21 protein-coding genes and 1 tRNA gene are annotated in these 22,435 nt (G+C 59.1%); 15 read left to right on the plus strand and 7 right to left on the minus strand.

What is annotated here, in order from left to right:
- The first annotated feature begins 2 nt into the window (after nt 1-2).
- Nucleotides 3-1,376: an aspartate aminotransferase family protein gene (locus ACN0VH_RS03795; protein ID WP_417699555.1), complete on the plus strand. Its 1,374-nt coding sequence runs from the start codon at nt 3-5 to the stop codon at nt 1,374-1,376.
- Nucleotides 1,377-1,713: 337 nt separating this feature from the next.
- Here ACN0VH_RS03795 and ACN0VH_RS03800 read toward each other — a convergent pair whose 3' ends face one another.
- Nucleotides 1,714-1,860: a hypothetical protein gene (locus tag ACN0VH_RS03800; protein WP_278921925.1), complete on the minus strand. Its 147-nt coding sequence runs from the start codon at nt 1,858-1,860 to the stop codon at nt 1,714-1,716.
- 200 nt (nt 1,861-2,060) lie between these two features.
- Nucleotides 2,061-2,969 (minus strand): LysR substrate-binding domain-containing protein, encoded by a 909-nt coding sequence (locus tag ACN0VH_RS03805; RefSeq protein WP_417699556.1) that lies wholly within the window; start codon nt 2,967-2,969, stop codon nt 2,061-2,063.
- Between the two features lie 90 nt (nt 2,970-3,059).
- Here ACN0VH_RS03805 and ACN0VH_RS03810 point away from each other — a divergent pair, with 90 nt between their 5' ends.
- From ACN0VH_RS03810 to rimK, 10 genes are all read left to right on the plus strand, one after another.
- The gene (locus ACN0VH_RS03810) at nt 3,060-4,184 is read left to right on the plus strand and encodes an NAD(P)/FAD-dependent oxidoreductase (RefSeq protein ID WP_417699557.1); all 1,125 of its coding nucleotides are present in this window, start codon (nt 3,060-3,062) and stop codon (nt 4,182-4,184) included.
- Between the two features lie 13 nt (nt 4,185-4,197).
- Complete coding sequence (locus ACN0VH_RS03815) at nt 4,198-4,467, plus strand: (2Fe-2S)-binding protein (RefSeq protein WP_417699559.1); 270 nt, start codon at nt 4,198-4,200, stop codon at nt 4,465-4,467.
- The gene (locus tag ACN0VH_RS03820) at nt 4,460-5,848 is read left to right on the plus strand and encodes an FAD/NAD(P)-dependent oxidoreductase (protein ID WP_417699560.1); all 1,389 of its coding nucleotides are present in this window, start codon (nt 4,460-4,462) and stop codon (nt 5,846-5,848) included. Before ACN0VH_RS03815 ends, ACN0VH_RS03820 begins: the two co-directional genes overlap by 8 nt.
- Entirely contained in the window at nt 5,845-6,615 is a 771-nt protein-coding gene (locus tag ACN0VH_RS03825) for an ABC transporter ATP-binding protein (RefSeq protein WP_278921930.1), read from the plus strand. The genes ACN0VH_RS03820 and ACN0VH_RS03825 overlap by 4 nt, the downstream gene beginning before the upstream one ends.
- A gap of 23 nt (nt 6,616-6,638) precedes the next feature.
- Nucleotides 6,639-7,430, plus strand: coding sequence for an ABC transporter substrate-binding protein (locus tag ACN0VH_RS03830; protein WP_278921931.1), 792 nt, complete (start codon nt 6,639-6,641; stop codon nt 7,428-7,430).
- 67 nt (nt 7,431-7,497) lie between these two features.
- A complete protein-coding gene (locus ACN0VH_RS03835; RefSeq protein ID WP_278921932.1) occupies nt 7,498-8,187 on the plus strand; it encodes an ABC transporter permease in 690 nt (229 codons plus the stop codon).
- A 2-nt stretch (nt 8,188-8,189) separates the two neighbouring features.
- Nucleotides 8,190-8,957, plus strand: coding sequence for an ABC transporter permease (locus ACN0VH_RS03840; protein ID WP_417699562.1), 768 nt, complete (start codon nt 8,190-8,192; stop codon nt 8,955-8,957).
- Between the two features lie 2 nt (nt 8,958-8,959).
- On the plus strand, nt 8,960-9,304 hold the full coding sequence (locus tag ACN0VH_RS03845) for a RidA family protein (RefSeq protein ID WP_278921934.1): 345 nt from the start codon (nt 8,960-8,962) through the stop codon (nt 9,302-9,304).
- Nucleotides 9,305-9,574: 270 nt separating this feature from the next.
- Nucleotides 9,575-10,024, plus strand: coding sequence for a hypothetical protein (locus tag ACN0VH_RS03850; protein ID WP_417699563.1), 450 nt, complete (start codon nt 9,575-9,577; stop codon nt 10,022-10,024).
- A gap of 237 nt (nt 10,025-10,261) precedes the next feature.
- Nucleotides 10,262-11,656: a 30S ribosomal protein S6--L-glutamate ligase gene (gene rimK / locus ACN0VH_RS03855; RefSeq protein ID WP_278921936.1), complete on the plus strand. Its 1,395-nt coding sequence runs from the start codon at nt 10,262-10,264 to the stop codon at nt 11,654-11,656.
- Between the two features lie 674 nt (nt 11,657-12,330).
- On the opposite strand, the gene ACN0VH_RS03860 is transcribed toward rimK, so the two are convergent.
- From ACN0VH_RS03860 to ACN0VH_RS03870, 3 genes are all read right to left on the minus strand, one after another.
- Nucleotides 12,331-12,417 (minus strand) — tRNA-Leu (locus tag ACN0VH_RS03860).
- Between the two features lie 162 nt (nt 12,418-12,579).
- Nucleotides 12,580-13,149, minus strand: coding sequence for a tetratricopeptide repeat protein (locus ACN0VH_RS03865; RefSeq protein WP_278920835.1), 570 nt, complete (start codon nt 13,147-13,149; stop codon nt 12,580-12,582).
- Between the two features lie 265 nt (nt 13,150-13,414).
- Nucleotides 13,415-13,885, minus strand: a complete 471-nt coding sequence (locus ACN0VH_RS03870; RefSeq protein ID WP_232400714.1) for an Lrp/AsnC family transcriptional regulator — start codon at nt 13,883-13,885, stop codon at nt 13,415-13,417.
- Between the two features lie 125 nt (nt 13,886-14,010).
- On the opposite strand from ACN0VH_RS03870, the gene putA reads away from it, so the two are divergent.
- Both putA and ACN0VH_RS03880 read left to right on the plus strand, forming a co-directional pair.
- On the plus strand, nt 14,011-17,427 hold the full coding sequence (gene putA / locus ACN0VH_RS03875; protein WP_278920836.1) for a bifunctional proline dehydrogenase/L-glutamate gamma-semialdehyde dehydrogenase PutA: 3,417 nt from the start codon (nt 14,011-14,013) through the stop codon (nt 17,425-17,427).
- A gap of 68 nt (nt 17,428-17,495) precedes the next feature.
- Nucleotides 17,496-18,266, plus strand: a complete 771-nt coding sequence (locus ACN0VH_RS03880; RefSeq protein ID WP_417699565.1) for a rhomboid family intramembrane serine protease — start codon at nt 17,496-17,498, stop codon at nt 18,264-18,266.
- Between the two features lie 140 nt (nt 18,267-18,406).
- On the opposite strand, the gene ACN0VH_RS03885 is transcribed toward ACN0VH_RS03880, so the two are convergent.
- Nucleotides 18,407-19,192, minus strand: coding sequence for an inositol monophosphatase family protein (locus ACN0VH_RS03885; protein ID WP_278920838.1), 786 nt, complete (start codon nt 19,190-19,192; stop codon nt 18,407-18,409).
- A gap of 250 nt (nt 19,193-19,442) precedes the next feature.
- Here ACN0VH_RS03885 and ACN0VH_RS03890 point away from each other — a divergent pair, with 250 nt between their 5' ends.
- On the plus strand, nt 19,443-20,483 hold the full coding sequence (locus ACN0VH_RS03890) for an NADP-dependent oxidoreductase (protein ID WP_417699567.1): 1,041 nt from the start codon (nt 19,443-19,445) through the stop codon (nt 20,481-20,483).
- A 64-nt stretch (nt 20,484-20,547) separates the two neighbouring features.
- On the opposite strand, the gene ACN0VH_RS03895 is transcribed toward ACN0VH_RS03890, so the two are convergent.
- A complete protein-coding gene (locus ACN0VH_RS03895; RefSeq protein WP_278921431.1) occupies nt 20,548-21,453 on the minus strand; it encodes a LysR family transcriptional regulator in 906 nt (301 codons plus the stop codon).
- 95 nt (nt 21,454-21,548) lie between these two features.
- On the opposite strand from ACN0VH_RS03895, the gene metF reads away from it, so the two are divergent.
- Nucleotides 21,549-22,418: a methylenetetrahydrofolate reductase [NAD(P)H] gene (metF, locus tag ACN0VH_RS03900; protein ID WP_278920840.1), complete on the plus strand. Its 870-nt coding sequence runs from the start codon at nt 21,549-21,551 to the stop codon at nt 22,416-22,418.
- The last annotated feature ends 17 nt before the right edge of the window (nt 22,419-22,435 follow it).

The raw sequence follows: 22,435 nt of genomic DNA on the forward strand, positions 1-22,435 counted from the left end.
AAATGCTGAGAAACGACCAACTTGATCAATGGGACCGCGAGAACTTCTTCCATCCCTCTACCCATCTGGCCCAGCACGCCCGTGGTGAGAGCCCGAACCGGGTGATCAAAACCGCCAGCGGAGTGCATATCGAAGACCGCGACGGCAACAGGCTGCTGGATGCCTTTGCCGGGCTGTACTGTGTCAATGTCGGCTATGGCCGCCAGGAAATCGCCGAGGCGATTGCCGCGCAGGCGAAAGAGCTGGCCTATTATCATTCTTACGTAGGGCATGGCACCGAGGCATCGATCACCCTGTCAAAGATGATTCTGGACCGCGCCCCCGCCAATATGTCCAAGGTCTATTTTGGCCTTGGCGGCTCTGACGCGAATGAAACCAACGTCAAATTGATCTGGTATTACAACAATATCCTTGGCCGTCCCGAGAAGAAGAAGATCATCTCGCGCTGGCGTGGCTATCATGGGTCGGGTCTGGTGACCGGATCACTGACAGGTCTTGAGCTGTTTCACAAAAAGTTCGACCTGCCCCTGGCCCAGGTGCTGCACACCGAAGCGCCCTATTATTTCCGCCGTGACAATCTGGACCAGACAGAAGAGCAGTTCGTCGCCCATTGCGTGGCCGAACTGGAGGCGATGATCGAACGCGAAGGTGCCGATACCATTGCCGCCTTTATTGGCGAACCCATTCTGGGTACCGGTGGTATCGTACCGCCCCCTGCAGGCTATTGGCCCGCGATTCAGGCCGTGCTGAAAAAGCACGACATCCTGCTGATCGCGGATGAGGTCGTCACCGGGTTTGGCCGTCTCGGCACCATGTTCGGCTCTGATCACTACGGGCTTGAAGCTGATATCATCACCATCGCCAAGGGGTTGACCTCGGCCTATGCGCCGCTGTCTGGATCTATTGTATCGGACAAGGTCTGGAAGGTGCTGGAACAGGGCACGGATGAAAATGGCCCCATCGGCCATGGCTGGACCTATTCCGCCCACCCCATCGGCGCCGCAGCCGGGGTTGCCAACCTGCAGTTGATCGACTCGCTGAATTTGGTGGAAAACGCCGGAAGCACGGGTACCTACCTGCAGAAATCCATGCAAGAAGCCCTGGGCGATCACGCCAATGTTGGCGATATCCGTGGCGAAGGGATGCTCTGCGCGGTGGAATTCGTAAAGGATCGCGACAGCCGCACATTCTTTGATGCCGCTGACAAGATCGGTCCGCAGGTCTCGGCCACGCTCTTGTCGCAGGACAGCGTCATCGCCCGTGCCATGCCGCAGGGGGATATCCTCGGCTTTGCCCCGCCCTTCTGTCTCAGCCGGGAAGAAGTCGATACCGTCGTCGCCGCCACCAAACGCGCCGTGACGACAGTCTTGGGCTAGGCAACCTGGCATTTGTCCCCCGGGTGTGCAGCGGTCAATCTGGCCGCAACGCACCTGGGGGGCGACACGCGATGCAGGCGCTTGTTGCACGGCGACTGCTGAACCTGACCGGGGTATGCGTGCGATTTCTTTGCGCGGGCCGTAGCTCATAGAGAACAGCAGTTTGTCGAGGCAAATTGCAGATGACGTCGTACAATTCAGGGGAAACGGAACGCAGACTAAGGTCATCGACGCACTGACCGACCCGTCTAACACAAGCTCACCTTTGGGGCGAGCACCGTGCAGGTTGGGCTCAGGCGCGCGTAACTGATAGAAATCAATTCAGCTATGGCGGAGGTCACATGCGTTTATTCTTTCTGATTACCGTTGCGGCATCAACTAGAGATTTGGCGTCGGTTGCGGCTTCTCCACCTTCGTAGGCAGAGGTCTCGCTCTCAAAGCAGCTATTCGCATCGGCAAGCTGAGCATTTCTAATAGCACTCATACAGGTGCCTCCCTCGTCAGGGACAGCAAAGCGGGCGATTGCTGGATTGTCTTGCAGGCCCATGCCTGGGCAACCGGATTGGCCTGTCCAGCCCAACCAGGACATTTGACTGACCTGCCCTCGCAGCCGCGCGGCATTCCAAAATATGCCGTTCAACCCGCGAATTCGTCGAGACAAAAAAATCGCCCGATACGCTATACTTAGACACCAAGAAGCGCATCAAAACGCGCTTCAACCAGTTTCAAAAACTGCTCTGCTACGCGCGACGGCTTTCTGGTGGTCGGCAGAAGCAGATCATATCGAAATGGCTGTGCAGGCAACAAAGGGCGCGCCGAGATCCGGCCGAGATTGGCAAAATGTGTTGCCGTCACCGGCTCTACTATCGAAATACCAGCCCCGGCTGAGACCATCTCACAGATCGACGCAGACAATTGCGCTTCGGCGACGATCCGGGGACGGGCGCCGCCTGCCGATAGAAACGCATCTGTTTCCGAACGGGTTCCGATTTCCGCCCCCAGAGCGATGAAGGGGCGCTGATCGAAGTCTTCCGGCGCGAGCACCGCTTTTTGTTCGAGTTCGTGGGCCGGAGGGAGCACAGCCAGCATCGGCGCGGTGAACAGCTCGCGGCGCAGCACGGCGGGATGGTCATTGTCCAACGCAGCAAACCCAAGATCAAATTGTTGCGAACTAAGATGACGCAGCACCGCCTGAGAGCTTCGTGTACGCAAAGAGACGGTGATTCCGGGCTCTTCTGCGATGAACTCCGCGATGACGTCGGGCAAGAGCTTCAGAGCGAGTGCAGGCATGCCAGCAATAAGCAAGCTGCCGGTCCGAAAGTCTCGAATGTCCTCGATGACGCGGGAAATTTCCATCATCCCCACGAAGGCCCGCTCAACCTCTTCATGAAGGGCGCGGGCCTCAGAGGTGGGCACGACCTGCCTGCCCTGTCGCTCGAACATGTCAAAACCGGCAGCGCGCTCTAAATCCGCAATCAGTTTGCTGACCGATGGCTGCGTGGTGCCGAGCACCGTAGCAGCGGAAGTGACCTTGCCGGTCTCCATCACGGCCCTAAACGCTTCGATCTGACGATGAGTAAGTCGAGGGAGCATAAAGATTCATAGCCTCAGAGAATGATTTGAGAAAATAATACAATTATTCTTATGAATGCAAAGCTGCGATTTTGACGGTGGAGGAATCACATGCAGCAACGCACCCCTGAAATCACTATCGTCGGCGGCGGCATTGTCGGCCTGTCTGTAGCACTCGGCCTGCTGTTGGCCGGATCGCGCGTGCGAGTACTGGATGGGGCTGACAGTGATGCTCGGGCTTCACAGGGGAACTTTGGTCTCGTCTGGGGGCAAGGCAAGGGCTGGAATTTCGCGCCTTATGCCAACTGGACGATGGATGCGCTGGACGCTTGGCCAAGCTTTGCACAGAAGTTGCAGGAGCTGTCAGGCATCAACGTGGCATTGGTCCAATCCGGAGGCTATGAGTTTTTTACCGATCCAACAGAGATGGAATGCTTCAAAGCAGAGTTGGATCAGCAAGCCGGATATCTGCGCCACCGTGCTAGTTATGAGATGCTAAACGGCAATGACCTGCGCAGCCATCTGCCTGATGTCGGAGCAAAGGTTGTCGGCGCAAGCTTCTCGCCACGCGATGGCCATGTAAATCCGCTCCGTTTTCTTCGCGCCCTGCGTTGTGCGGTTCAGGCGATGGGCGGGCGCGTGACTATGGGCGCCACCGTTGCTGCGATCACGCCACAGCCTGGGGGTGGGTTTGCGCTTGCGCGGGCCGATGGGGAAGTAACCCACACCGAGCAGGTCGTGCTTTGCGCCGGTCTTGGCGCAACCACTTTGGCCCGGAATCTTGGCTTTGTTACACAGGTCAAGCCGCAGCTTGGCGAGCTACTGATCACCGAAAAGCTGGGGAGCCGCCTTCCCTTCCTGTCCAGCACTATCCGCCAGGTCGACGAAGGCGGTGTACAGATTGGCGGTACCAAGGCCGATGCAGGGTTCGACGATCATGCGTCATTGGCCGCCATCGCTGGGCTCGCGCGCCATGCGGTTACGGTATTCCCGGCGCTTGCCGATGTGCGGGTTATCCGGGCCTGGGGCGCGCTGCGGGTCATGTCGCCGGACGGTTACCCGGTCTATGCCAAATCCGCCGCGCATCCCGGCGCATTTCTGGTGACCTGCCACAGCGGTGTCACGCTTGCACCCCTGCATGCCAGCGTTCTGGCTCATTGGATTTTAAACACGTCCCCCACCCCTAATCTGGAGGCTTTCGATGAGTGTCGATTCGCGCTTTCTCATGCTGCCTGAGACCGGAAATCGCATGCGGTTCACCCTTGATGACAAACCGGTTACGGCCCCAGTTGGGGTCACACTGGCAGCGGCGCTACTGGCCCATTCGGGTGATTGGACGCGACAGACCGCACAGGGCACTTCGCGCACGGCCTTTTGCATGATGGGTGTCTGTTTCGATTGCCTGGTTGAGGTCGATGGTACGCCCAACACCCTAGCCTGCATGACCCCTCTGCGCGAAGGCATGATTGTCCGTCGACAGGTGGGGCTCCCCGCTCTGAAAGGGGGTCAGAATGGCTGATGTCGACCTCATCATCATTGGCGCAGGGCCCGCTGGTATGTCAGCGGCCGCCGTGGCGGCCCGTGACGGTATCCGGGTGTTGATTTTGGACGAACAGCCGCAACCCGGTGGACAAATTTATCGGAACGTCGCGCAAAACCGAGGCAATCGCAGCTGGCTTGGGCAATCCTATGCCGCCGGGGCATGCCTTGTTGACGCGCTTAAACACCCTGGCATCACCATTCAATCCGGCGCGACCGTTTGGCGGTTGGACAAAGGACCGTTCGTCACTTGGTCGCGCGGCGGCATAAGCCAGACAACCTCGGCTGATCATGTGCTGCTGGCGACCGGTGCGCAGGAGCGCCCGGTTCCGTTTCCTGGCTGGACTCTCCCCGGTGTAATGCCTGCCGGCGCCGCGCAAATATTGATGAAGACCGCAGGGTTGCTGCCCAAGAATGCCGTTCTCGCGGGTTCCGGCCCCCTGCTCTACCTAATTGCCGCGCAGATGATTGACGCTGGAAGCGCCCCACAGGCCCTGGTCGAGACACAGACGCCCCGCCAGATGCTGCGCGCGCTGTCACATTTGCCGCGCGCAATGTTCGGCGCGCCAACCTTGCTGAAGGGTTTGACCCTGATTGCCAAAATCCGCGCAGCAGGTGTGCCGCGCTATACCGCTGCCTCGGATTTCCGAGCCAGTGCCGAAGCAAACGGCGACATTGGTTTTCGGTTCCGGGTGAAGGGGCGCGATCGAAGCCTCACCTGTGGCCTGCTGTTGACGCATCAGGGCGTGATCCCCGGCACCCATATCACGCGGGCTGCGGGCATCCCGCATCAGTGGAACGCCGCGCAGGGTGCCTTTCAGCCCGAACATGATCTTTGGGGCGCTACCGATCAGCCGAGCCTGCATGTGGCCGGAGACAGTTCCGGGATCGGCGGGGCGGATGCCGCAGCGGCAGCGGGTGAATTAGCGGCGCTGAACATCCTGTGCCAAACTGGCCACCATAGCACCGAAACCCGCGATCAGCGCGCCGCCCGTGCCCGCGCTGCTCTGTTCCGCGCCCGCGCCATTCGGCCTTTCCTTGATACTGCCTATCCGCCACCCGCCGAAATACTCACCCCGTCAGACGACACCATCGTTTGCCGCTGTGAGGAAGTCTCTGCCGGGGCCATACGGCATGCCATACGTGAAGGCGCCCAGGGCCACCGCCAGATCAAGACATCCCTGCGCTGTGGCATGGGCCCCTGTCAGGGCCGCATGTGCGACGCCACGCTGCGCGGCCTTCTTAGCGCTGAGGCCACCACAAACCGAGCTATTTCCCCGCCCCGCGCCCGTACACCAATCAAACCGATTGCGTTAGGCGAGCTGGCCGCACTCTCACCCCTTCAGGAGGAAACCACATGACCGCCCCCGCAGCCCTGAAAGTCATAGACCTGCACAAGAGATTTGGCGCACATGAGGTCATCAAAGGCGTGTCCCTTGAGGCGCAAAAGGGCGAGGTAATTGCCATTCTTGGTGCATCGGGCTCTGGCAAGAGCACCTTTTTGCGCTGCATCAACTTGCTCGAGACGCCGAACTCCGGCGAGGTCTGGCTGGCAGGCGAGCAGATGCGAATGACGCAGAACCGCCGGGGCGAGATCGTACCGCAAGACCTGCGACAGGTCGAAGGCATGCGCGCCCGTCTGGCGATGGTGTTTCAGGGTTTCAACCTTTGGTCACATATGACCGTGATGGAAAACGTCATGGAGGGCCCGCTCTACGTTCAGGGCACCCCCCCGGCGCAGGCCCGAGAGAAAGCTGAGGCGCTGCTTGCCAAGGTCGGCCTGTCGGATCGGGCGGACTATTATCCCGCGCATCTGTCGGGCGGCCAGCAGCAACGGGTGGCAATTGCCCGCGCGCTTGCAATGGACCCTGACGTGATGCTGTTTGACGAGCCGACTTCGGCACTGGACCCCGAACTGGTGGGCGAAGTGCTGGGTGTCATGCGTGATCTGGCCGATGAGGGCCGCACAATGCTCGTTGTGACTCACGAGATGGGTTTTGCCCGCGATGTCTCCACCCGAACCGTGTTTCTGCACCAAGGCGAGGTCTGCGAAGAGGGCCCGCCTGCAGAGCTGTTTTCCAACCCGCAAACCCCCGAGTTTCAAGCGTTTTTGTCACGCATGAACTAATCACCCACAGAGAGGACCAACCCATGTTTCGCAGAACCATCCTGAGTGCCGTCGCTGCTTCTGCACTGAGCGCACTTGCCCTTCCCCTTGCTGCACAAGACACGCTGCGCATCGGCGTCGAAGGCGCTTACCCTCCGTTTTCCTCCAAGGAGTCCGATGGCACACTTATCGGCTTTGACATCGAGATCGCCAAGGCGCTCTGCGCGGAAATGAAGCGCGACTGCGAGTTGATCGAGCAGGAATGGGACGGCATGATCCCCGCACTGAAAGCCCGCAAGTTCGATGCCATCGTTGCTTCCATGTCGATCACGGAAGAGCGCAGGCGTCAGATTGATTTCTCTGAAAAATACTACAAGACCCCGGCGCGGCTGGTGGCTCCCAAGGACGCCGATTTCGAAGGCACCCCCGAGGGTCTGGCCGGTAAGCGCATCGGTGTGCAGCGCGGTGCGACACACCAGTGTTACGCAGAGAAGATGTTCCCCGATGCCGAGATCGTGCTCTACGGCTCGCAGGACGAAGTCTTTCGCGATCTGGCGCTTGGCCGCGTGGATGCGCAGCTCTCTGATAGCCTGATCGCACAAGAGAGCTTCCTCAGCGCAGAAGCCGGTGGCGACTATGCCTTCCTCGGCGGAGATCACACCGACGTCGAATGCTATGGCGAAGGCGTCGGCATTGCCGTGCGCAAGGGGGAAGATGCGCTGCGCGCGGATCTGAGCAAGGCCATCACAGCACTCCGCGAGAACGGCACATATGCCGAGATCAACGACACATACTTCCCCTTCGATATCTACGGTGGTCGACCTGCGGGCGACTGATCTTAGACCTGACACACTTCATCAGGGCGACCCACCGCTGCCCTTATGATCCAATGAAGGATACGCCATGAACCTGCTTTTGGAATATCAAACCCAATTGATCGACGGCACGATCATGACGATCACACTGGCGCTGACATCGCTGGTCATCGCCTTGACCTTTGGCCTGCTCGGTGCTTGGGCGAAACTTTCCGCCAACCGTTTGGCCCGGCGGTTGGCCGGAGCCTATACCACCATCGTGCGCGGGGTGCCTGATCTTGTGCTGATCCTGCTGGTGTTCTTCGGCGGTCAGGTAACGCTTAACAACATCGGTGCAGCGACAGGGCTTTGGGGCTATGTCGAGGTCAGCCAGTTCGCGGCGGGTGCAGGCACAATCGGCGTGATCTTCGGCGCCTACTTCACCGAAACGTTTCGCGGCGCCATCATGGCAATCCCGCGTGGTCAGATAGAGGCAGGTATCAGCGGCGGGATGCGCAAATCGCTGATATTCCGTCATATCATCTGGCCGCAGATGGTCCGCTTTGCCTTGCCGGGTTTCACAAACAACTGGCTGGTACAACTCAAGACTACGGCGTTGGTTTCAGTCATCGGGCTTCAAGACTTGGTCTATAATGCTTTCACCGCCGGTCGCTCGACGGATCAACTTTTTACCTTTATGGCGGCCGCATTTGTCATCTACCTGCTGCTAACTGGCGTATCCGACCTACTGCTGCGTGCGGTGGAACGTCATTACAACCGCGGCGCGGTAAGGACGTGATCATGGAAACCCTGCTGTCCTATATCCCACTCGACCTTGCCCTGATCGCCGAGAACTTTGACCGCTTTCTCTATGGGGTTTGGGTGACACTGAACCTGACCTTACTGTCGCTGCTGCTGGGCGGTTTGCTGTCGATCCCCATGGCAATCGCCCGCGCATCGAAACACCGGGTCTTCAACCCGTTGGTGCAGGGTTACACCTATGTCTTTCGCGGCACGCCGCTGTTGGTGCAAACCTACCTGATCTATTACGGCGTCGGCCAATTTGAGGTGATCCGCACAAGCTTTCTGTGGGACCCTGTTCTGTCCTCCGCCTGGTGGTGCGCGCTCATCGCCTTCACACTCAACACCGCCGCCTATACGACCGAGCTGCTGCGTGGCGCCATAGCGGACACCCCCACCGGCGAAGTGGAGGCTGCCATTGCTACCGGCCATTCCTACCGCAGCCGCATGCGCCGGATCATCCTGCCCTCAGCCTTTCGCCGCGCGATTCCGGCCTACTCCAACGAAGTCATCTTCATGCTGCACGGCTCAGTCATTGCCAGCACGATTACCTTGCAGGACATCCTTGGCGTAGGGCGCTGGCTGAACGGGCGCTATTACCTCGCTTACGAGGGTTTCATCACCGCCGCCGTGCTCTATTTCCTGATCGTGCTGTGCATCACATGGGCCTTCCGCAGGTTCGAGCGCCGCTACCTACGCCATCTGACCCGTCGCGACACAGGCATCGCGCCTCACGCGGCCTCCCTCCCGACCCCTGAAAGAGTATGACCATGATCGAACGCATCCACACCAATCAACGCATGAGCAAAATTGTCAAACACTGCGGTGTCGTCTATCTTTGTGGACAGGTCGGCAGCGGGACAACTCTGGCCGAGCAGACCGAAGACTGTCTTGGACGCATCGACAAGCTGCTCTGCGAAGCAGGGTCATCGCGCGCACATATATTGCAGGCGATTGTCTGGCTCGCTGATATGGCGGAATTCGACGAGATGAATGCAATTTGGGACGCTTGGATACCCCAAGGTGCAGCACCGGCACGCGCCTGTGGAGAAGCCAAACTGGCGGATGCAGATTTGCGAGTGGAAATTATCGTAACCGCTGCTGTAGTTGGTTGACGATCGGTTCCAGGTTCACCCTGTTGTCGATGACGTCCCATCGTCGGCAAATTTGCCGAAGACAACGTTGGCCCATGGTCCCTGTCATCGGCAGATTGACAAGCCAAAGATACAGGGTAGGCTCAACTTATGGTTATGCATGAGAATCATTTCCGGTTTCTGCTTCTGAACCGCCCCCGTCCCCGGGTGGCGCACGCTTAGGCGTCTCTTCAACCCCCGGGGCCATCTCAAACCCTTCATTGAGACTGCGATCCTTTCCGGGGGACCATCATGCACATCACCGATCCGATGCACTTGCCTGCGGGCAGTGCATATCAACCGTCATTCAAATGCCTGCCACTCAGAGGCAGCTATCAACTGATCCAAGCCGACAGGATTGGGATCGAGCGATTGCTAAGTCTTGGCCTCTCGGCGAAATGTCCAAACCCGACACTGATCGAAGGCTTTCTGCGGCACAAGCTACGTCTGGCCCGGCGTGCGCCCGAACCGGCGCCCCCAAACCTCGTGGTGGCCGGGCGCCAGGTTTCGTTCATGACCACCGGCGGCAAGGCCCGCAACGGCAAAATCACCATGGTGCCGGGCGAGAACCTGGGTTGCATCCCGGTCACCTCGTTTTTGGGGGCGACAATGCTGGGGATGCGAAAGCTGCAAAGAATGCCCCTACTGCGCGAGGACGGGTCAATTGACACCCTCGTTGTGCTGGACGTGGGCGACGCTTGACGCGGCGAGGCCTGCAAGGCCAAGATTCGCGTGCCTCACCGCCGCAAGTCCGGATTGAGCCCAAAGCGCGGAATGCTGGTGAGTGTTAAATGTCAGCGTCCGCCCCGGAGCAAGCGATACGCCACGCAACATACTGTGCAAAATTTGGCAAGTCGGCAGTCCTATTTAGGCTAGCTCCGGGCGCTCAAACTTGATAGCGCGAATTGAATATCGCCAAACATCCGAGGAGTCGATTGCTTGGAAAACGTATTTTGTCTCGGCTGGGAAGAATGGCTGAGTTTGCCTGGGCTGAGCCTTCCCGCTATTCGAGCGAAGGTCGACACCGGGGCAAAAACTTCTGCCCTTCATGCCGTTGCAATCGAACCCTTTGGCCCCGCCGATGCGCCCCAGGTCAGGTTTGTCGTGCAGCCGAACCCGGACGACGAGAACCTCGAAATCACCTGTTCTGCGAAAGTCGTTGATCGTCGGCAGGTTACGAGTTCAAACGGAGAGATTGAACTACGTTATGTGATCGAAACTCAGGTTCTGGTGGGCGGTCGGGAATGGCCGATCCAGGTCACTTTGACCAACAGGGAAACCATGGCTTATCGCATGTTGCTGGGCCGCTCGGCGATTCAGGATGATATGCTTGTCGACCCCAATGTTTCTTTTGCCCAGCCCAGACTTTCCTTCTCCGATTACAGAGGGTTGCCGCGAAAACGCCCGGTCAAGCGTCCTTTACGCATTGCTTTGCTTACACGTGAAGCAGGTAGCTATTCGAGCAAGCGCCTTATTGAGGCAGCCCAGGAAAGGGGCCATGTCGTCGAAGTCATCAATACGACCCGCTGCTATATGAAAATCGGAGGCATTACCCCGGAGATCCACCTTGATGGCAAAGTGCTTCCAAGATTTGACGCCGTTATCCCGCGCATTGGAGCATCGGTCACAAGTTACGGAATGGCGGTCTTGAGGCAGTTTGAGGCAACCGGAGCATTTTGCCTGAACTCAGCAGAAGCAATTGGTGCCTCTCGCGACAAGTTGCTGGCCCATCAAATATTGGCGCGGGCAAAGATACAAATGCCAGTTACGACATTCGCCAGTTCACCAAAAGACACCAAGAGCCTTATCGAACTCGCGGGGAAAGCCCCGGTTGTTGTGAAGCTGTTGTCATCGACGCAAGGCAAAGGTGTTGTTTTGGCAGAAACCGCGAAAGCGGCAGAAAGTCTTGTAGATGCATTTCGCGGTTTGGATGCCAGTTTCCTGGTTCAGCAGTTCGTTAAAGAAGCCTCTGGATCAGATTTGCGCTGCTTTGTCGTCGGCGGCAAAGTTGTGGGCGCAATGAAGCGTGTCGGGGCTGACGGTGATTTTCGCTCAAACCTTCACCAAGGCGGAACAGCAAAATCCGTTCAGATCTCTAAGGAAGAGCGGGAAACAGCCAAGAGAGCTGCCAAAGAATTGGGCTTGTCCGTGGCCGGAGTTGACATGTTGCAGTCTTCGGATGGCCCCAAAGTGCTGGAGGTAAACTCATCTCCGGGACTTGAAGGAATTGAGCGAACGTCTGGAAAGGACTTGGCCTCTATTATCGTAAAGCATCTTGAACATCACGTCAGACCTTTGTCGCGTTATCGAGACGGCGGGAAAACGGCCAGCTGACATTTTGAAGCTGCGGTACTCCAAGCGACGCGCGTCCCTTGGTTGGGAAAACGCGGACATTCGCGCGCGCGGCGGCGGCTTGAAGGGCTTACGGACATATCACTTCTGGGGTCTATTGAAATCAGCTCCAAATCGCGCCGCGCGACAGTCAGAACTGAAGGCATGAGCGGTATTTCTCGAATACCGCTTGCCGGGGCGAGGTCCTGCAACTGACGATCTCGCCAGTTGGCAAAATCCTTCGCAGACAGATCCTCAAGGCGAATTTTGGCAATAGGGTCTCGCCCAGACTTCTCCAGCCTGATGACTTCCCACCTGTGACTGCGCTTGGAGGGCGAAACCTCGCACGCATAGCGGTTGAAGACCTCGCCCAATGTCAGCTTGGCTGCCATCTTATCGCTGTTCAGAATCTCGCGTTCCGCCCGAAGAGCCCAATCTTTGGCCCCTTGCTTTGTCGGAAATACCTTTGACTTTCGGATATCGTTGCGGACAACCTCGGCCCGGTATCCTGATTTAAGCTTCCGAATGGACGCAACGAATTACGCGCCGTGCGGAACATATGCGTAAACGAATACACATTCCTGCACATCATGGCCAGCTACCCGATGCCGCCACATCTGCAAAACACTTATTTTAAAAGGAAAAACATTCAAAACCGTTCATATCAGTTTAGATGCTGGTGCGGGCGGTGGGACTCGAACCCACACGGGCACAAGGCCCAACAGATTTTAAGTCTGGTATGTCTACCATTCCATCACGCCCGCAACCAAGGCACAGAACAAGTCTGCGCCTTGGTTCAAATATCTAACGGCCTAACCCTTGCGGCACAATTCGTTTTTCTCGCAGAACGAGCATTTTTCGTACTGCTGCAAAGCCTATCTGCAAACACACCGAGCGGGATCGACGAGCCTGGGCGAGCCCCCCCCCTAAAGCTCGCTGCCCTCGGGCGTCACCTTGTCAAGGGCTTCCGGTGCCAGGGGGCCGCCTTGCAGGGCCAGGCTGCGCTCTGCCAACCAGGGGTTTAACCGCAGGGCCTCCCCCAAGGCATCCCGCGCCTCTGGCAGGCGGGCCAGACCATAGAGCGCCAAGGCGCGACCGCTAAGGGCGGCAACGTGGCGCGGTGACAAGGCCAGCGCGCGATCCAGATCCAGCAGGGCGGCGGCAAAATCCTGGCGCAGGAAATGCACAAAGGCCCGCTGGTTGTAGCCTTCGGCATAGGCAGGACAATAGGCGATCAGCCTGTCGAAATCCGCCAGCGCACCGACAAAATCGTAGGCAGCGCGCCGCGTCATGCCGCGATCCAGGATCGCCTGAGCCTGGGCATCCGGCGCATCCGCCCAAAATGCCCACATCTGATTGAACAGGGCCTGGGCCTCGGCCTCATCAGACGCACGCTGCACCTTTGCAATCAGCGCATCCAGGGCGGCGGAATGATCCTGGGCAGAGGGGCAACGGGCAAGCCCTGCCCCCGCAGTTGCCGTCAGAACAGGCGCCACAAGAAAGAGAGAGAGGCAGCAGGACCAAAAAGGCTGCCCGCGCGGCACGAGACGAGAGCGCAGCCAAGCTGCTGGACAAGACAACAGAGCGGAAAGAGCATCAGCACAGGTCATACAGACAGACTGCAAAACCAAGCCTGGGCTGGCAAATCAACTTTTTGCGCGCAAAGCTACGGATATGCCAGCGGGCCTGCCCTGCACAGATGGCCACCTGGGTTGATCTACTCGATCAGGCTGCGTCACACCTACCGGGCGCAGGCAGGCATTAAATCGGTGCCAGGCCCGCGTCCTCCTTGACCGCCTGCATCGCAACATAGGTCGAGGTTGCAGCCACATAGGGCAGAGAGGAAATTTTTTCGCCCAGCACCTGCCGATAGGCCGACATGGACCGCGTGCGTACCCGCAGCAGATAGTCAAAATGAGAGGCCATAAGATAGGCCTGTTCAATCTCGGGGATGCGGGTCACGGCAGCGTTGAACTTTGACAGCGCCGCCTCGCGGGTGTCTTCCAGCTTGACCTCCACAAAAGCGATATGATCCAGCCCCAGCCGAATGGGATCAATCTGCGCCCGATACCCGGTGATGATGCCGCCAAGCTCCAGCCGACGCAGCCGGGTTTGGGTCGGCGATTTTGACAGGCCGATCCGGCGCGCTAGATCAGCAATAGAGAGACGCCCATCGCCCCCCAGTACATTGAGAATCTCTCGGTCGAACCGATCCAGATCAGATAAATCCATTCAGCCTGCCTCTGACCAAAATTGCGATACGATTGATCCCGTTTTGCCACACCTTCGGGAGATTGTCCCGAATAAAAGACAGTAAAGCTAGCAAAACACCCTCCGCAAAAGAATGGAGCCTCAAGATGAACCTGCACAGCAAATTGCGTGACCGGATTGATGCCGGAACCTATGTCAATCAACAGGATATGTTTGATCAGTTGTGTAGTACCGCCGCGCTTAGCGCGGCCGATCGCGCGGCGATTTGCACCCGCGCCGCTGCCCTGGTGCGCGACATCCGTAGCCATTCCAACCCTGGCTTGATGGAGGTCTTCCTGGCGGAATATGGCCTGTCCACCGATGAAGGTATCGCCCTGATGTGTCTGGCCGAAGCCCTGTTGCGGGTGCCGGATGCCGATACCATCGACGCCCTGATCGAGGATAAAATTGCCCCCTCTGACTGGGGTAAACACCTGGGCCATTCATCCTCTTCGCTGGTCAATGCCTCGACCTGGGCCCTGATGCTGACAGGCAAGGTACTGGATGAAGATCGCAGCCCGGTCGGAGCCCTGCGCGGCGCCATCAAACGCCTGGGCGAGCCGGTGATCCGCACTGCCGTAGCCCGCGCCATGCGGGAAATGGGCCGCCAGTTCGTTCTGGGCGAAACCATTGAATCAGCAATGAAACGTGCCGCCGGCATGGAGGCAAAGGGCTACACCTATTCCTACGACATGCTGGGAGAAGCCGCCCGGACCGAGGCGGATGCCGCCCGCTATCATCTGGCCTATTCCAAGGCGATTTCGGCAATTGCGGCCGGTTGTGACAGCGATGACATTCGCAAGAATCCCGGCATTTCCATCAAGCTCTCGGCGCTGCACCCCCGGTATGAGCTGGCCCAGGAAGGCCGCGTCATGGAACAATTGGTGCCGCGCGTCAAAGCGCTGGCACTGCTGGCCAAGGCGGCCAATATGGGGCTGAACATCGATGCCGAAGAGGCAGACCGCCTGTCGCTCTCGCTTGAGGTGATAGAGGCGGTGGTCTCCGAACCATCGCTGGACGGGTGGGAAGGCTTTGGTGTCGTGGTACAGGCCTATGGCCCGCGCACCGGGCTGGTGATTGATGCGCTTTATGATCTGGCGGAAAAACACGACCGCCGCTTTATGGTCCGCCTGGTCAAGGGGGCCTACTGGGATACCGAGATCAAGCTGGCCCAGGTCGAGGGCGTCGATGGCTTTCCGGTCTTCACCAACAAAGCGCTGAGCGATGTGTCCTATATTGCCAATGCCCGCAAACTGATGGGTATGACAGACCGGATTTATCCGCAGTTTGCCACCCACAACGCCCATACTGTCAGCGCCATTCTGCACATGGCAGGCGATGCCGACAGCTATGAATTCCAGCGCCTGCATGGCATGGGCGAAACCCTGCACAATATGGTGCTGGAACAGAACCAGACCCGTTGCCGCATCTATGCCCCCGTGGGCGCGCACCGGGATCTGCTCGCCTATCTGGTGCGGCGTCTGCTGGAAAACGGCGCCAACAGTTCTTTTGTGAACCAGATCGTCGATGAAGATGTGGCGCCTGAAATCGTCGCGGCCGATCCCTTTCTGGACGCCGCGGACTGCGCCAATACCATTCCCACCGGGCCTGAACTCTTCGCGCCGGAACGCCCCAATTCCATCGGGTTTGACCTGGGCCATGCCCCGACCCTCGCCCGGATCGAAGAAGACCGCGACCCCTGGCGTCAGCACAGCTGGCTGTCCGAGCCGCTGATTGCCGCCGAGATAACCCCCTCACAGCCCGAAAACGTGTCCAACCCTGCGGATTTCACCAATGTCGGCCAGGTCACCCCGTCAAGCGCCGCCGACGTAGAGGCCGCCCTTGAGGCCGCCACACCATGGCAGGCCAGCGCGGCAGAGCGGGCTGCGGTTCTCAATACCGCTGCCGATCTGTTTGAGGAAAACTATGCAGAGCTCTTTGCGATCCTGGCGCGCGAGGCCGGCAAGAGCCTGCCCGACGCCGTGGCCGAACTGCGCGAGGCGGTGGATTTCCTGCGCTACTACGCCGCCCGCATTCCCGATGCGGAACCCGCCGGTGTGTTCACCTGTATCTCACCCTGGAACTTCCCTCTGGCGATTTTCTCGGGGCAGATCGCAGCGGCGCTGGCCGTTGGCAATGCGGTGCTGGCCAAATCAGCCGAACAGACACCACTGATCGCCCATCGCGCCATTTCCCTGATGCACGAAGCCGGGGTGCCGCGCACCGCCCTGCAATTTCTGCCCGGTGCCGGTGCGGTTGTCGGTGCCGCCCTTACCTCAGATCGCCGGGTGCATGGCGTCGCCTTTACGGGTTCCACCGCGACCGCCCTGCGCATCCGTTCCAGCATGGCAGAGCACATGCAACCGGGTGCACCACTGATCGCTGAAACCGGCGGGTTGAACGCGATGATCGTCGACAGCACCGCCCTGCCGGAACAGGCGGTACAGGCCATCGTCGAAAGCGCCTTTCAATCTGCGGGCCAGCGCTGTTCGGCACTGCGCTGTCTCTACCTGCAGGAAGACATCGCCGACGCTGTGCTGACCATGCTGAAAGGCGCGATGGATCTGCTGCACCTCGGTGACCCCTGGAACCTGGAGGTCGACAGCGGCCCGGTGATCGACGCCAATGCCCGCGCGGTCATCCTGGCCCATATCGACCAGGCCCGCGCCGAGGGTCGGGTGCTCAAGGAGGTGAACACCCCGCAGGCTGGCACCTTTGTTGCCCCGACGCTGATTTCGGTCTCTCGTATTGGCGACCTTGAACAAGAGATCTTTGGCCCGGTCCTTCATGTGGCGCGGTTCAAGTCAAAAGATCTGGACCGGGTCATCGCTGATATCAATGCCACCGGGTACGGGCTGACCTTTGGCCTGCACACCCGCATTGATGATCGGGTGCAACATATCTGCGACAGCATTCACGCTGGTAATGTCTATGTGAACCGCAACCAGATCGGCGCGATTGTCGGCAGCCAACCATTTGGCGGCGAAGGTCTCTCGGGCACCGGCCCAAAGGCAGGGGGGCCAAACTACCTGGCCAGGTTCTGTGCACCAGACCGCCAGACGCCAAGTGATGACTGGGAGACGACCGCCCCAGTGCCGCTGTCGCGCGCAAAGCCAACCGGCACGCCGGGACCCAGCGTCACCACCACCTTGCCCGGCCCCACGGGGGAATCGAACCGGCTGACCACCCTGCCCCGCGCACCGCTGCTCTGTCTGGGGCCTGGGGTGCAGACGGTGGCTGCGCAGGTGCAGGCGGTAATCGATCTTGGCGGTACCGCGCTGCAGGCACAGGGTCCGCTGAACGTGCAAGAGCTGCAACAGGTCGAAGGCATCGCAGGGGTTCTGTGGTGGGGTGACAGCGAAACCGCTACCGAGATCGAGCGCAGCCTGGCAATGCGGGACGGTCCCATTTTACCCCTGATTCCCGGTCTGCCGGATCGCGCCCGCGTATTGGCAGAACGCCATGTCTGCGTCGACACCACTGCCGCGGGCGGGAATGCGGCGCTTCTGGGCGGCGCAGCCTGACCCCCAGTTCCGGGTTGGTGCGCTGATAACCCCTTGACGCTGGGCCAAAATCGGCTCAGCGTCGGGGCATGTTTCCGCTGCGTGACCATAACCCTTCAGCCGGTACACCCTATGTGGTCTATGGGCTGATTGCCGCCAATGTTCTGGCCTATCTGATGTATTCCGGCCTGAGCAATGATCCCCGCGCCCTGATGCAGTTTTATCAGAGCTACGCCATCATCCCTGCCAATCTTGCCCGTGGTGAAGGGGCTGCCACACTGCTTACCTCTGTGTTCATTCATGGCGGGCTGATGCATCTGGGCGGCAATATGCTGTTTCTCTGGATCTTTGGTGACAATCTCGAGGATGAGATGGGGCACCTACCCTTTCTGGCCTTTTACCTTGCCTGCGGCATCGGCGCCGGGCTGGTCCATGTGCTGGCCGCGCCTGGCTCGCAGATTCCCACGGTTGGGGCCTCGGGGGCCATTGCCGGGGTAATGGGGGGCTACCTATTGCTCTTCCCCAAGGCGCGTGTCGATATCCTACTGATCCTAATCATCTTTTTCCGTGTCGTCACCGTGCCTGCCGCATTGATGCTGGGGCTTTGGCTGGCGCTGCAGATCTTTGGCGGATTGGGTTCGGATCCCGACCAGGGCGGGGTTGCCTATTGGGCCCATGCCGGTGGGTTTGCGGTGGGGCTAGTGCTGATGCTGCCGCTGTGGTTACGCCTTGGCGGACCGGCCTTTTGGTCGCGCACCCATGGCCTGCCGCCCAATCCGCCAACCCAGTATACCTATAGTGCCAGTCGCATCCCGCGCCTGCCCCGCAAACGGCGGCGTCCCGGCCCCTGGGGGAAATAGTCCCGGCAGCATACAACGAAAAAGCGCGCCTCAAAGGGCGCGCTTTTGTAATAGGTTTCATCTCTGTTTCGCCAGGTTCGGAAAACCCGCACTATGCATAGCCATGGAGCGCCAAAGTGGTTGGGCGAAAAAGCAAGCAATCAGGCGCGTACAACCTTGGCAAAGCTTTCAAAGATCGGCTCGTTGGAGCAGACAACTTCGCCGCACTCCACAATGCTGTCGCTTGGGTTGATGGCTTCAACCAGACCGCCAGCCTCTTGCACGATGATGATGCCCGCGGCCAGATCCCAGGCATTCAGGCGGCGTTCCCAAAAGCCATCGTAACGACCTGCAGCCACATAGGCCATGTCCAATGCAGCAGAGCCAAAGCGGCGCACACCGGCACAGGCGGGCAACAGGCGGGCCAGATCCTGCAGGGTATCGGGCAGGTCAGCGCGGCCCGCAAAAGGCAGTCCGGTGGCAAAGATGGATTCGATCAGACGATGCCGACCCGAGGTACGGATCCGGCTTTCGTTCATCCAGGCACCCGCGCCTTTTTCAGCAAAGAACAGCTCATCCCGGCTGGGATCATAGACCACCCCAGCGATGACCTTGCCCTTGTGTTCCAGCGCGATGGAGATCGACCAATGCGGCAGACCATGCAAAAAGTTGGTGGTGCCATCCAGCGGATCGACAATCCAGCGACGAGTTGGATCGTCGCCAGGAATTTCGCCGCCCTCTTCCGCCAGCCAGCCATAAGTAGGGCGCGCGCCCATCAGCTCTTCCTTCAGGATCGCTTCGGCAGCGATGTCCGCCTTGGACACAAAGTCTCCAGGGCCCTTGCGGGAGACTTGCAGGTTTTCAACCTCACGAAAGTCTTTTGCCAGGGACCGGCCAGCCTTGCGGGCCGCTTTGATCATCACATTGAGGTTTGCGCTGCCAATCATGTCTGCTGGATCCTGTTGTGCTCGGGGAGATGTCGGTCAAACCGTGCCTATACGCGGCAAGCCTCCATTTGCCAAGGGTCAATAGCGCATCAAATCAAGCTCAGAGGCCCTGGCTGCACCAGATCCCAGTCGGGCTTTCCGCTGGGTCACAGTAGCTCTACAGTTGTCAAAAGCCAAACTGAACGACAGAGTTCAAAAAACGCTCTCGGCGCAGGCGACAGCTGCGCCCGACCACAATAAGGAGACAGAGATGACCGGTGAAATGCAACAGATCGTTTTGGCCAGCCGCCCCGAGGCCGCACCAGTGGCAGAAAACTTCCGGCTGGAAAAAGTCGCCCTGCCCGAACCCGGTGAAGGCGAAGTGCTTGTAAAGCTGCACTATATGTCGCTGGATCCCTATATGCGCGGTCGTATGGACGATGCGAAATCCTATGCCGCCCCGGTGCCCATCGGTGGCCGCATGGAGGCCGGTGCCGTCGGCGAGGTCATTGCCTCAAACAGCCCGCATTTCCAGATTGGTGATTTTGCCTTTGGGATGTTTGGCTGGGCCAGCCACGGCTGCCTGCCCGCGAAAGAGCTGCGCAAAATTGATCCCGCACAGGGGCCAATCACGGCGGCGCTTGGCGTTCTGGGCATGCCAGGGTTTACCGGATGGCATGGCTTGTCCGCCTATGGGCGCCCGCAGGCAGGCGAAACCCTGGTGGTGGCCGCCGCAACCGGGCCGGTGGGTTCAATGGTCGGGCAACTGGCAAAACAGGCCGGACTGCGGGTTGTGGGCATTGCCGGTGGTGCCGACAAATGTAAGCTTGCCGTTGATACCTTTGGCTTTGATGTCTGCCTCGATCACCGCGCCTATGCCGATGCCCGCGCCCTGCGCAAGGACCTGAAAGAGTCCTGCCCCAATGGCATCGACATCTATTTCGAGAATGTCGGCGGCAAGGTGCTAGAGGCAGTTCTGCCGCTGATGAATCCAAATGGCCGCATTCCGATCTGCGGCATGATTGCCTGGTACAACGCCGGGGGGCTGGGCGAAGGTGCCAAGGAAGCAGGGCTTACCGGGCCAAACATCTGGCGCAATATACTGGTCAAGTTCCTGTCCGTGAATGGTTTTATCATCTCGAACCACTTTGATCGCTACCCCGAGTTCCTAAAAGAGGTCGCCCCGATGGTCGCCAAAGGCGAGATCCGCTTTATCGAGGATGTGGCCGAAGGGCTGGAGAACGCCCCAGCCGCCTTTATGGCGATGCTGAACGGCGGCAACACCGGCAAGCAGATCGTCAAACTGATCTGATACAGAAAATCTCTGCGGGCACCGGGGGCCCTGGTGTCCGCAGCCAATTCAAGGAGCGCGCCAGCTACTGCTGTTGTAGCTTGCGGGCCTCGACCTTCGCCAGGCGAATGAGTTCCTTCATATAAGGCTTTTCGCGATCTTCGCTGCGGATCGCCGCATAAAGACGGCGGGTAATTCCGGCCTTGGTCAGCGGGCGAGTGACATAATCCGAGGAATATTTCACCTCGCGCACCACCCAGTCCGGCAGCACCGAAACGCCCCGGTTCGACGCCACCAACAGCAAGATGACTGCAGTCAGCTCTACCTGACGAATGCTTTCCGGTTCGACCCGCGCCGGGGTCAGCAGCTGGCTGAACACATCCAGCCGCGATTTTTCAACCGGATAGGTGATCAATGTCTGATCAAGAAAATCCTCGGCTTCGACAAAAGACTTCTGGGCCAGCGGGTGCTGTGCAGAAGCGACAAACACCGCTTTGTAATCAAACAGCTCGATAAACTCGACACCTGGTATATCTTCGGGATCGGACGAGACCACCAGATCGACCTCTTCTTTTTGCAAGGCTGGCAGCGCGTCAAAGGCAAGACCGGGACGAATATCCACATCAACATCCGACCAGCTCTGGCGGAAGGCTTCCAGTACGGGGAACAGCCACTCGAAACAGGCGTGACATTCAATGGCGATGTGCATCCGTCCTGTGTGGCCGTCGCGCAGAGAGGAAAACTCTGCCAGGGTCGCCTCAACCTGGGGCAGCACCTGTTCGGCCAGCCGCAGCAACCGCAGCCCCGCCGCCGACAATTTCATCGGCTTGGAGCGGCGTTTGAAAAGTTCGACCCCAGCTTGATCTTCCAGGCCTTTGATTTGATGGCTCAATGCGCTTTGCGTGATGTTGAGCTGCTCAGCCGCCCGAGCCAATCCGCCGGCCTCGTGGATGGCCTTTATCGTACGCAGGTGGCGAAACTCGATATGCATGACTTCAGATCTACTCATGTTGTTCTTGAGAATTATGAAATTGTCTCACAATGCTGCACGTGCAACAAGAGGCAAATCCTACGGAGAGCACAGCAATGACGAGCCCTGAGATTTCATTTGAATTTTTCCCCCCCCAGTCTCTGGAGGCGTCTTTTCGACTTTGGGATACGGTACAGACCCTGGCACCGCTGGATCCGCGCTTTGTCTCGGTCACCTATGGGGCGGGCGGCACCACCCGCGACCTGACCCGCGACGCTGTGAAAACCCTGCATGGCAGCTCTGGGCTCAATGTGGCAGCGCATCTGACCTGTGTGGATGCAAGCCGCGCCGAAACACTGGAAATCGCGGAAAACTTTGCCGCAGTGGGTGTCACCGAAATCGTGGCGTTGCGCGGTGATCCCCCCAAGGATACCGGCAGATTTGTGCCCCATCCTGATGGGTTTGCCAATTCGGTGGACCTGATCGAGGCGCTGGCCGCCACAGGCAAATTTTCCCTGCGCGTTGGTGCCTATCCTGATCCGCATCCAGAAGCGGCAAATGCCCAGGCGGATGTTGACTGGCTCAAGCGTAAACTGGACGCCGGTGCCGATGAGGCGTTGACCCAATTTTTCTTTGAGGCGGAGACCTTCCTGCGTTTCCGTGACGCCTGCGCGAAGGCCGGCATTGATGGGGATAAGCTGGTGCCGGGCATCCTGCCGATCGAAAACTGGAAAGGTGCGCGCAACTTTGCAAAACGCTGCGGCACCGTGATCCCGGCCTGGGTCGATGACGCCTTTGAAAAAGCCACCCGCGACAACCGCGCGGATCTGCTGGCCACGGCGATCTGCAGCGAGCTGTGCTCTGATCTGCTCGACGAAGGGGTGAAGAAACTGCATTTCTATACTCTCAACCGCCCCGAGCTGACCCGCGATGTCTGCTTTGCCCTCGGGCTCTCTCCCAAGGTCTCGCTCGAGAACGTAGCGTAAGGCTTGTTGCCGATCGT

Origin of the sequence: Pseudophaeobacter sp. (assembly GCF_048267565.1) — a bacterium.
Taxonomy (GTDB): Bacteria; Pseudomonadota; Alphaproteobacteria; order Rhodobacterales; family Rhodobacteraceae; genus Pseudophaeobacter; species Pseudophaeobacter profundi.

What these genes read in the sequence shown, in the direction of transcription:
- ACN0VH_RS03795 (WP_417699555.1), top strand. Translation starts at nt 3, where the DNA reads ATGCTGAGAAACGACCAACTTGATCAATGGGACCGCGAGAACTTCTTC.
- ACN0VH_RS03800 (WP_278921925.1), bottom strand. Translation starts at nt 1,860, where the DNA reads ATGAGTGCTATTAGAAATGCTCAGCTTGCCGATGCGAATAGCTGCTTT.
- ACN0VH_RS03805 (WP_417699556.1), bottom strand. Translation starts at nt 2,969, where the DNA reads ATGCTCCCTCGACTTACTCATCGTCAGATCGAAGCGTTTAGGGCCGTG.
- ACN0VH_RS03810 (WP_417699557.1), top strand. Translation starts at nt 3,060, where the DNA reads ATGCAGCAACGCACCCCTGAAATCACTATCGTCGGCGGCGGCATTGTC.
- ACN0VH_RS03815 (WP_417699559.1), top strand. Translation starts at nt 4,198, where the DNA reads ATGCGGTTCACCCTTGATGACAAACCGGTTACGGCCCCAGTTGGGGTC.
- ACN0VH_RS03820 (WP_417699560.1), top strand. Translation starts at nt 4,460, where the DNA reads ATGGCTGATGTCGACCTCATCATCATTGGCGCAGGGCCCGCTGGTATG.
- ACN0VH_RS03825 (WP_278921930.1), top strand. Translation starts at nt 5,845, where the DNA reads ATGACCGCCCCCGCAGCCCTGAAAGTCATAGACCTGCACAAGAGATTT.
- ACN0VH_RS03830 (WP_278921931.1), top strand. Translation starts at nt 6,639, where the DNA reads ATGTTTCGCAGAACCATCCTGAGTGCCGTCGCTGCTTCTGCACTGAGC.
- ACN0VH_RS03835 (WP_278921932.1), top strand. Translation starts at nt 7,498, where the DNA reads ATGAACCTGCTTTTGGAATATCAAACCCAATTGATCGACGGCACGATC.
- ACN0VH_RS03840 (WP_417699562.1), top strand. Translation starts at nt 8,190, where the DNA reads ATGGAAACCCTGCTGTCCTATATCCCACTCGACCTTGCCCTGATCGCC.
- ACN0VH_RS03845 (WP_278921934.1), top strand. Translation starts at nt 8,960, where the DNA reads ATGATCGAACGCATCCACACCAATCAACGCATGAGCAAAATTGTCAAA.
- ACN0VH_RS03850 (WP_417699563.1), top strand. Translation starts at nt 9,575, where the DNA reads ATGCACATCACCGATCCGATGCACTTGCCTGCGGGCAGTGCATATCAA.
- ACN0VH_RS03870 (WP_232400714.1), bottom strand. Translation starts at nt 13,885, where the DNA reads ATGGATTTATCTGATCTGGATCGGTTCGACCGAGAGATTCTCAATGTA.
- putA (WP_278920836.1), top strand. Translation starts at nt 14,011, where the DNA reads ATGAACCTGCACAGCAAATTGCGTGACCGGATTGATGCCGGAACCTAT.
- ACN0VH_RS03880 (WP_417699565.1), top strand. Translation starts at nt 17,496, where the DNA reads ATGTTTCCGCTGCGTGACCATAACCCTTCAGCCGGTACACCCTATGTG.
- ACN0VH_RS03885 (WP_278920838.1), bottom strand. Translation starts at nt 19,192, where the DNA reads ATGATTGGCAGCGCAAACCTCAATGTGATGATCAAAGCGGCCCGCAAG.
- ACN0VH_RS03890 (WP_417699567.1), top strand. Translation starts at nt 19,443, where the DNA reads ATGACCGGTGAAATGCAACAGATCGTTTTGGCCAGCCGCCCCGAGGCC.
- ACN0VH_RS03895 (WP_278921431.1), bottom strand. Translation starts at nt 21,453, where the DNA reads ATGCATATCGAGTTTCGCCACCTGCGTACGATAAAGGCCATCCACGAG.
- metF (WP_278920840.1), top strand. Translation starts at nt 21,549, where the DNA reads ATGACGAGCCCTGAGATTTCATTTGAATTTTTCCCCCCCCAGTCTCTG.